Source organism: Streptomyces graminilatus (assembly GCF_001418565.1).
GTDB lineage: Bacteria > Actinomycetota > Actinomycetes > Streptomycetales > Streptomycetaceae > Streptomyces > Streptomyces graminilatus.
The window spans coordinates 1-7,755 of the sequence record NZ_LIQQ01000382.1 but is presented as its reverse complement, the minus strand read 5'-3'; the positions used below and the strand labels follow the sequence as shown (position 1 = coordinate 7,755).

Here is a 7,755-nt window from a genome sequence, read left to right as displayed (position 1 = left end):
GGCCAGGAGGTCGGTGAAGGGGCGGGCGCGGTGGTCGGCGTGGCGGAGGTACTGGGCGGGGTCCCAGGTGTGGGTGGGGGTGCTGGCAGGCATGGGGCTCTCCTGTTGGTCAGGGTGACGTTCAGCGTCGGTGGCTCCACCCTGCCCCCGAAAGTCTCTCGACGTCAAGAGACTTGATGCCAAGAGACTTCACATCGACACAACCACTACACTGATCGCCATGGAGGACGAGGTCGATCGGCTGGTTTCCGCGTGGCGCCGGGAGCGCCCGGACCTCGACGTGGAACCGCTCGAAGTGCTCAGCCGGGTCAGCAGGCTCGCCCGGCATCTCGACCGTGCGCGCAGGCTGGCGTTCGCCGAGCACTCGCTCGAGCCGTGGGAGTTCGACGTCCTGACGGCGCTCAGGCGTGCCGGAGACCCGTATCAGCTCTCCCCCGGGCAGCTCCTCACCCAGACCCTGGTCACCTCCGGCACCATGACGAACCGCATCGACCGGCTGACGCAGAAGGGCCTGGTGGAGCGCCTCCCCGACCCCAGCGACCGGCGCGGGGTACTGGTCCGGCTCACCACGGAGGGCCAGGACAGGGCGGATCAGGCGCTCGCGGGCCTGCTGGACCAGGAGCGCGCGATCCTCGCGGAGCTGTCGCGGGCACAGCGGGGCGAACTGGCCGGGCTGCTGCGCCAGTTGACGGCGCCGTTCGACAACATCCCCGGCTGACGCCCGAGGACGCCGGAGTACGCCGACCGCCATTGACTGGTGCCGGTCAGGCGCTGCTGCTCTCCTCCACCGTGATCCGGCCGCCGTGGCCGAGTCCGAGGTCGACGGGGCCGACCCCGGCGCGCCGGGCCAGGGCGACGGCGGCGAGGGTGGAGTGGACTCCGAGTTTGCCCAGTACGTTCTGCATGTGGGTGCGCACGGTGTGCGGGGAGAGGAACAGCCGTTCGGCGACGGCCTTGCGGCCGAGCCCGGCGACCATGCACCGGAGCACTTCCCGTTCCCGGGGCGTGAGCGACTCGACGAGCCGCTCGCTCTCGGTGCGGTGCTTGCGGGCGGCGGTCAGCTCGCGCAGCACACCGGTGAGGAGGGCCGGCGGGAGATGCGTCTCGTCGCGCAGCACGCCCCGTATGACGGTCAGCAGCCGGGACAGCGAGCAGTCCTTGGCGACCCACCCGGAGGCGCCGGCCTGAAGGGCGAGAGCGGCCCTGCGGGGGTCGTCCTTCTCGGCGAGGACGACGATCCGTACGTGCGGATGCGCCGACCGGACGCCCGCGACCAGCGAGATGCCGTCGACAAGGCCCTCCGCGTTGCCCTCCTGCACGGGCACCGCCGACCGCGCCCCGGGCACATTGCCGCCCAGGTCGGAGTCGACGAGCAGGACGTCGAACCGGCGGCCCTCGGCCACCGCGCGCTCCAGGCTGCGCAGCGCGGCGGGACCGCTGCCGGCGGCGGAGACGTCGACGTCGGGCTCCGCGGCCAGTGCGGCGGCGAGCGACTCGGCGAAGATGCGGTGGTCGTCGACGACCAGGACTCGGATGCGAACCACTGAAACCCCCTTCCCCGAGCTCCTCAGGAGCTGGGGACACCCATTCGTCGGGGGGACAACCCGTGCGGGCACGACGCCCGGAGAGTCCCCGGCTGTTGATGCTGGCCTGGGACGGGGCTGTCGCGGTCACCCGGCCACGGCCGCCGCCGTGCGATGACTGCTACCCCCACTCCGGGCGTCGTACCCGACTGTCTCGCCCCCTGATCAGCACCGGCCCCCACCGGTGCTGTTCATCAGGGTACGGCCGGGAGGCAGGAGCGGAAGGTAATTCACAGAACTGATTGGCCAGGGCGTTTATGGTGTGCCGCATGTTTCGTATCGAGACAGAAGTCGACAAGGAATGGCTCGCTCTGCTCCGGTCGCGGTTGCGCGAGACGAACACGGCGGCATCCCCGGTCCTGCGCGCCCTGCGCGGAACCCCTGCGGAGCGTGAACTCCCGCTGCACGTATGGGCGTTGGACGAGGCGGGAAACCTGGCGGGCGGCCTGGTGGGCCACACCTGGACGTCCTGGCTGCATGTGGCGTACCTCTGGGTCGACGCCCCGCACCGGGGCAGCGGCCTGGGTTCCCGTCTCCTCGCGAAGGCGGAGCACACGGCACGGGAGGAGCGCGCGTGCACCCACGCGCGCCTGGAGACCTGGGACTTCCAGGCACCGGACTTCTACCGCAAGCAGGGGTACGAGGTGGTGTGCGTGATCCCGGACTATCCGCCGGGGGTTACGGAGTACACGCTCACGAAGCGGCTGACCGTCCGACCTTCTTGAGCGCGTCCAGGGTGATGTCGACGTCGATGTCGTACGGCACGGTGAGCTTGAGATGGTCGTGGTGGATGCCGGTGAGGGCGTATGTCTTGTTCACCGGGTCGATCTCGTAGGCACGGACGACCGGGTGCTGGTTGGGTTCGGCCATCTCGACGAGCCAGAAGTACGGGATGCCTGCGGCGGCGTATTTGCGGGGTTTGGCGTCCCGGTCGCGGGCTTCGGAGTCGGGGGAGACGACTTCTACGGCAAGCAGGACGTCCTCCGCCCTGAACCGGGTCTGTTCCAGTCCGGTGATGGCCGCTGCACGGACGACCGACAGGTCGGGTTCAGGGCCGTTGCGGCGGTCCAGCACCACTGTCATCTCACGCTCGACGCTCAGATCTTCGGGCAGAGTCCGGCACAGGCCGTTCATCAGCAACACGATCATCTTGGCGTGGAAACGCCGCTGCGGACTCACAAAAACCAGGCTCCCGTCGATCAGCTCGGTGTGCGGCGGGAGGTCGGGCAGCGTGAACAGGTCGTCCACGGTGTACCCGTCCTGGGGCGGCACCGGCCAACGGCAGCCGGGCTCAGCGGTCGGCTCGGCAACGGGCTCGGCGGTCATGATTCCTCCCATGGACGGAATTCTCGGCCTGCCCCCTCACGGTAACGGCAGGAATCCGCGATCGTCATCACAAAGGGTGACGTCATGATCGGGGACCACTCTTCGTGCCCGTCACGGAAGCCACCGGTCCCGTCCAGGAACCGGTGGCCCCTGTTTACTTCACCCGCCGCGCCCCCGCCGAAGGCACCGCCGCGAACACCCGGGGGGCCGTGTGGCCGGCCGCTGCGAACGCTGATTCCACTGCCTTGCCCACGCGGTCCGCGTCGTCCGCCTCGACCAGGACGATCGCCGAGCCGCCGAAGCCGCCGCCCGTCATACGGGCGCCCAGGGCGCCGGACTCGACCGCCGCCTCCACTACCAGGTCCAGCTCCGGGCAGGAGACCTGGAAGTCGTCGCGGAGGGAGGCGTGGCCCTCGGTCAGGATCGGGCCGATCGCGCGGGTGTCGCCGCCCGACTTCAGGAGTTCCACGACTCGCTCGACCCTGTGGTCCTCCGTCACCACGTGGCGTACCAGGCGGCGGACCTCCTCGGTGGCGCCCGCGTCGGTCAGGCGGGTCAGGGCCGCGTCCAGGCCGGCGTACGGCACGTCCCGCAGCGCCGTCACGTCCAGCAGGGCCGCGCCCTGTTCGCAGCCCGCCCTGCGCTTGCCGTACTCGCCCTCGCTGTGGGAGTGCTTGACCTGGGTGTCCACGACGAGGAGCGTCATGCCCTCCGCCGCCAGGTCGAAGGGGATCTGGTCCTGGGAGAGGTCCCTGGTGTCGAGGAACAGGGCGTGGCCCGCTGTGCAGCACGCCGAGGCCGTCTGGTCCATGATGCCGGTGGGAGCGCCCACGTACACGTTCTCCGCGCGCTGGCACAGGCGGGCCAACTGCCAGCGTTCCAGGCCCAGTTCGTACAGGTCGTTCAGGGCCAGGGCGACCACCACCTCCAGCGCCGCCGACGACGACAGGCCCGCGCCCGTCGGTACCGTCGAGGTCAGGTGGATGTCCGCGCCGGACGACACCGACGCGTGGCCGGCGTCCTGGAGCGCCCAGATCACGCCCGCCGGGTACGCCGTCCAGTTCTTGTCCGACTCCGGGGCCAGGTCCGCCACCCGCAGCTCCACGACGCCGCCGTCCACGTCCGACGAGTGCAGGCGCACCACGCCGTCCGTGCGACGGGAGACCGCCGCCACCGCCGTGTGCGGGAGGGCGAAGGGCATGACGAAACCGTCGTTGTAGTCGGTGTGCTCGCCGATCAGGTTGACCCGGCCCGGCGCCGCCCACACTCCCTCCGGCGCGGACCCGTACAGCCCCTCGAACGCCTCTGCGACATCGGCAGTCGTCATGCCCTTTACCCCTCTGATCTTTCTTCGTGCGTAATACGTGCTGCTTGCTACTGGCTACTTGGCCTCGCGCTGTGCGAATTCCCAGGCGTCCGCGACGATTCCCGCCAGGTCGGACCTCTTCGGACTCCAGCCGAGGCGGGTGCGGGCGCGGTCGGCCGAGGCGACCAGGACCGCCGGGTCGCCACCCCTGCGCGGGGCCACGACCTCCGGGATCGGGTGCCCGGTGACCCGGCGTACCGTCTCGACGACCTCGCGGACCGAGAAGCCCTCGCCGTTGCCGAGGTTGCAGATCAGGTGTTCGCCCGCCGTCGCGGCCGTGAGGGCCAGGAGGTGGGCGTCCGCCAGGTCGGCGACGTGGATGTAGTCCCGTACGCAGGTGCCGTCCGGGGTCGGGTAGTCCTCGCCGTAGACCGAGATCGCCTCGCGCTTGCCCTGGGCGACCTGCAACACCAGGGGGATCAGGTGGGACTCGGGGTCGTGGCGCTCGCCCTGGGTGCCGTACGCGCCCGCCACGTTGAAGTAGCGGAGGGAGACGGCGGCGAGGCCGTGGGCCGTCGCCTCGCTGGTGATCATGTGGTCGACGGCCAGCTTCGAGGCGCCGTAGGGGTTCGTCGGGGACGTGGGCGCCGTCTCGACGATCGGGGTGGTCTCCGGCTCGCCGTACGTCGCCGCCGTGGACGAGAAGACCAGCTTGCGGACGCCCGCCTCGCGCATCGCCGTGAGCAGGGCCATCGAGCCGCCGACGTTGTTGTCCCAGTACTTCTCGGGCTTGACGACCGACTCGCCGACCTGGGAGGAGGCCGCGAAGTGGAGGACACCGTCGAACGAGGAGTCGAGCCACTTGGCGGCGTCCTTGATGTCGCCCTCCACGAACGTGGCACCTGCCGGGACGCCCTCCCGGAAGCCCGTCGAGAGGTTGTCGAGGACGACGACCTCGTGGCCGGCCTCCAGCAGATGCTGGGCGACCACCCCACCGACATAGCCCGCACCACCGGTGACCAGGTACTTACCGCTCATGAACTCGCTACCTCTCGCAGTCGCTCGGCCGCGGTCTCCGGCTGGATGTCGTTGATGAACACGCTCATCCCCGACTCGGAGCCCGCGAGGAACTTCAGCTTGCCGGAAGTACGTCGAATGGTGAAAAGCTCGAGGTGGAGCGCGAAGTCGTCACGGTTGACACCCTCGAACGCGTCCAGTGTGCCGAACGGCGCCTGGTGCCAGGCCGCGATGTAGGGGGTGGGCGGCTCCCCCTCGCCGAAGATCCGGTCGAAGCGGCGCAGGAGTTCCAGGTAGACCTTGGGGAACTCGGCGCGGGCGTCCTCGTCGAGCGCCAGCAGGTCGGGCACGCGGCGACGCGGGTACAGGTGCACCTCGTACGGCCAGTGCGCGGCGTACGGCACGAAGGCCACCCAGTGGTCGGTGGCCAGCACGATGCGCTCGCCCGCCGCCAGCTCCTTCTCCAAGATCTCGTCGAACAGGTTTCCGCCGCCCGTCGCCTCCTTGTGCGCGGCCACCGAGCGGAGCATCAGGGCCGTACGGGGGGTGGTGAAGGGGTACGCGTAGATCTGGCCGTGCGGATGTCCGAGGGTGACGCCGATCTCGGCGCCGCGGTTCTCGAAGCAGAACACCTGCTCGACGGCGGGGAGGTGGGACAGCTCCGACGTCCGGTCGGTCCACGCCTCCAGGACGAGGCGCGTCTGCTCCTCGGTGAGGTCGGCGAAGGTCGAGTTGTGGTCGGAGGTGAAGCAGACCACCTCGCACCGCCCGGAGTCGCCGGCCAGGGAGGGGAAGCGGTTCTCGAACACGACCACGTCGTAAGACGAGTCCGGGATCTCGCTCAGCCGGTCGCCCTCGGTCGGGCAGAGGGGGCACTCGTCGGCCGGGGGGTGGTAGATGCGGCCCTGGCGGTGCGAGGCGATCGCCACCTCGTCGCCGAGCAGCGGGTCCCGGCGCACCTGCGACGTGGTGACCGTGCGCTCCAGAGGGCGCCGGTCCACCGCTTCGCGCACTGTGTCGTCACGCAGGTCGTAGTAGATGAGCTCACGACCGTCGGCGAGCCTCGTCGAGGTCTTCTTCACGCCGGATTCTCCATCCGTACCCAAACCTAGCTTCAAACAGAACCGAACACATCAAATCATAAGTCCACAACCATCGGAATCCCCCGGACGCCCTGGATGCTCTGTGAAACGTCAGCGGAGCCGGAGTTCACGGGAACTCCGGCTCCGCAGTCTCGGCAGCCTCAACAGTCTCAAGTGAGGTACGTCAGAGGTCCGGTCCGGGAGGTGAGTGCTGCTGGAGCGGAGCCGCCCGGTCCAGCAGGCCGGTGCGGGCCGCCAGCGCCGCCGCCTCCAGCCTGGATCCCACCCCCAGTTTCATCAGCACCCGCTGCACATGCGTACGGGCCGTGCTGGGCGCGATACCCATACCGGCCGCGATCAGCCGGGTGTCCTCGCCGTCGGCGACCCGGACCAGGACCTCGACCTCCCTCGGCGTGAGCATCTGGAGGAGACGCTGCCCCTCGTCGTCGGGCTGGGCGGCGGGGTTGAGCAGTTCACCGAACGCGCCCTGGAGCAACTGCGGGGCGATCGCCGCCTCGCCCGCCCTGGCCTTCATGATGGCGCGCTCGACGCCTTCTATCCGCTCGTCGTGACGGACGTACCCGGAAGCTCCCGCGGCGAACGCGGCGGCGATGCCGCGCGGGCTGGGCACCGGGCCCAGCACCACGACCGCCACCTGCGGACGCTCACGCTTGATCCGGACCACCGGGTCGAACATGCCCGGCTCGGCCGGGGTCGCGGTGCCCAGCAGGCACACCTCCGGCGCGCGCGTGATCACCAGATCCGCCGCACCCGCGGCGGGCGCCGCCGCGGCGAGCACGCGGTGCCCTCGCAGCTTCAGTGCCGAGGCCAGCGCCTCGGCGAGCAGTCGGTGGTCGTCGACCACCATCAGCCGCACTCCCATCGAGCCACCCCCCAGTCCCCCCAATGGTTGCCCCTTCGTGGATGTCCATTGGTCCCCACGGACGGGAGCCCCCCGGCTCCCCCCGCTTCTCATGCCCCCGGAAGCTACACGCTTGTTCGACGTTGCGCTCCCCCACCGGAGAGAAGTGCACCGGATCGCGGAAAATCCTCTCATTCGAGGGTGATGCGTAGTACGTGCATGCCCCCGCCCCTGAGCTGGCATGCAAGTGGGTTCAGCGGGTGCCGTACGCGATCGCCAGGTATCCGGTCTCCCCCGTGGTGGAGGGCTTGTGGGCGAAGACCTGGGACATGTAGAGGCGGCCGTCGGCGTAGATGATCTCGGCGAACTCGGGCTGCATGCCGAACTCGACCTCGCGCACGGCCTTCGCCGCCGGGTTCTCCATCAGCGTGGTCTGCGCGAAGGAGCCGCCGTCGATGCTGACGACCTGGCCGCCCTTGTCGTAGGGCGGGCGCTTGTACGCGATCACGTTGCCGTCTGCCATGGTCAGCGGGGAGATCGAGTAGCCGTCGCCCGCGTCGGCCCGCTGACCGGTCTGCT

The 7,755-nt window shown here is 69.9% G+C and carries 8 protein-coding genes and 2 pseudogenes; 2 read left to right on the top strand and 8 right to left on the bottom strand.

The features are described 5' to 3' along the window. Positions 1-93: pseudogene (locus AOK08_RS47700) on the bottom strand (trans-aconitate methyltransferase); the annotation flags it as partial. Between the two features lie 127 nt (positions 94-220). On the opposite strand from AOK08_RS47700, the gene AOK08_RS29750 reads away from it, so the two are divergent. After that, positions 221-718 carry a MarR family winged helix-turn-helix transcriptional regulator gene (locus AOK08_RS29750; protein ID WP_055531791.1) on the top strand — a complete coding sequence of 166 codons (498 nt, stop codon included), beginning with the start codon at positions 221-223 and terminating at the stop codon, positions 716-718. Positions 719-764: 46 nt separating this feature from the next. Here AOK08_RS29750 and AOK08_RS29745 read toward each other — a convergent pair whose 3' ends face one another. Then, complete coding sequence (locus AOK08_RS29745; RefSeq protein ID WP_055531789.1) at positions 765-1,544, bottom strand: LuxR C-terminal-related transcriptional regulator; 780 nt, start codon at positions 1,542-1,544, stop codon at positions 765-767. A gap of 308 nt (positions 1,545-1,852) precedes the next feature. Here AOK08_RS29745 and AOK08_RS29740 point away from each other — a divergent pair, with 308 nt between their 5' ends. Beyond that, positions 1,853-2,308, top strand: coding sequence for a GNAT family N-acetyltransferase (locus tag AOK08_RS29740; protein ID WP_055531793.1), 456 nt, complete (start codon positions 1,853-1,855; stop codon positions 2,306-2,308). Here the strand turns inward: AOK08_RS29740 and AOK08_RS29735 are convergent. The 6 genes and pseudogenes from AOK08_RS29735 to AOK08_RS29710 all read right to left on the bottom strand — a co-directional run. Further along, positions 2,277-2,921, bottom strand: coding sequence for a Uma2 family endonuclease (locus AOK08_RS29735; RefSeq protein WP_422125783.1), 645 nt, complete (start codon positions 2,919-2,921; stop codon positions 2,277-2,279). The two genes, AOK08_RS29740 and AOK08_RS29735, sit on opposite strands and share 32 nt — an antisense overlap. 142 nt (positions 2,922-3,063) lie before the next feature. Continuing rightward, on the bottom strand, positions 3,064-4,236 hold the full coding sequence (gene galK / locus AOK08_RS29730) for a galactokinase (protein ID WP_055531785.1): 1,173 nt from the start codon (positions 4,234-4,236) through the stop codon (positions 3,064-3,066). A 54-nt stretch (positions 4,237-4,290) separates the two neighbouring features. Then, on the bottom strand, positions 4,291-5,253 hold the full coding sequence (gene galE, locus AOK08_RS29725) for a UDP-glucose 4-epimerase GalE (protein ID WP_055531783.1): 963 nt from the start codon (positions 5,251-5,253) through the stop codon (positions 4,291-4,293). Next, entirely contained in the window at positions 5,250-6,314 is a 1,065-nt protein-coding gene (gene galT, locus AOK08_RS29720; RefSeq protein WP_055531782.1) for a galactose-1-phosphate uridylyltransferase, read from the bottom strand. Before galT ends, galE begins: the two co-directional genes overlap by 4 nt. 184 nt (positions 6,315-6,498) lie before the next feature. Further along, positions 6,499-7,197 carry a helix-turn-helix transcriptional regulator gene (locus tag AOK08_RS29715; RefSeq protein WP_055531780.1) on the bottom strand — a complete coding sequence of 233 codons (699 nt, stop codon included), beginning with the start codon at positions 7,195-7,197 and terminating at the stop codon, positions 6,499-6,501. Positions 7,198-7,429: 232 nt separating this feature from the next. Continuing rightward, positions 7,430-7,755, bottom strand: a pseudogene (locus AOK08_RS29710) (outer membrane protein assembly factor BamB family protein); the annotation flags it as partial.

What these genes read in the sequence shown, in the direction of transcription:
- AOK08_RS29750 (WP_055531791.1), top strand. Translation starts at nt 221, where the DNA reads ATGGAGGACGAGGTCGATCGGCTGGTTTCCGCGTGGCGCCGGGAGCGC.
- galE (WP_055531783.1), bottom strand. Translation starts at nt 5,253, where the DNA reads ATGAGCGGTAAGTACCTGGTCACCGGTGGTGCGGGCTATGTCGGTGGG.
- AOK08_RS29715 (WP_055531780.1), bottom strand. Translation starts at nt 7,197, where the DNA reads ATGGGAGTGCGGCTGATGGTGGTCGACGACCACCGACTGCTCGCCGAG.
- galK (WP_055531785.1), bottom strand. Translation starts at nt 4,236, where the DNA reads ATGACGACTGCCGATGTCGCAGAGGCGTTCGAGGGGCTGTACGGGTCC.
- AOK08_RS29735 (WP_422125783.1), bottom strand. Translation starts at nt 2,921, where the DNA reads ATGGGAGGAATCATGACCGCCGAGCCCGTTGCCGAGCCGACCGCTGAG.
- AOK08_RS29740 (WP_055531793.1), top strand. Translation starts at nt 1,853, where the DNA reads ATGTTTCGTATCGAGACAGAAGTCGACAAGGAATGGCTCGCTCTGCTC.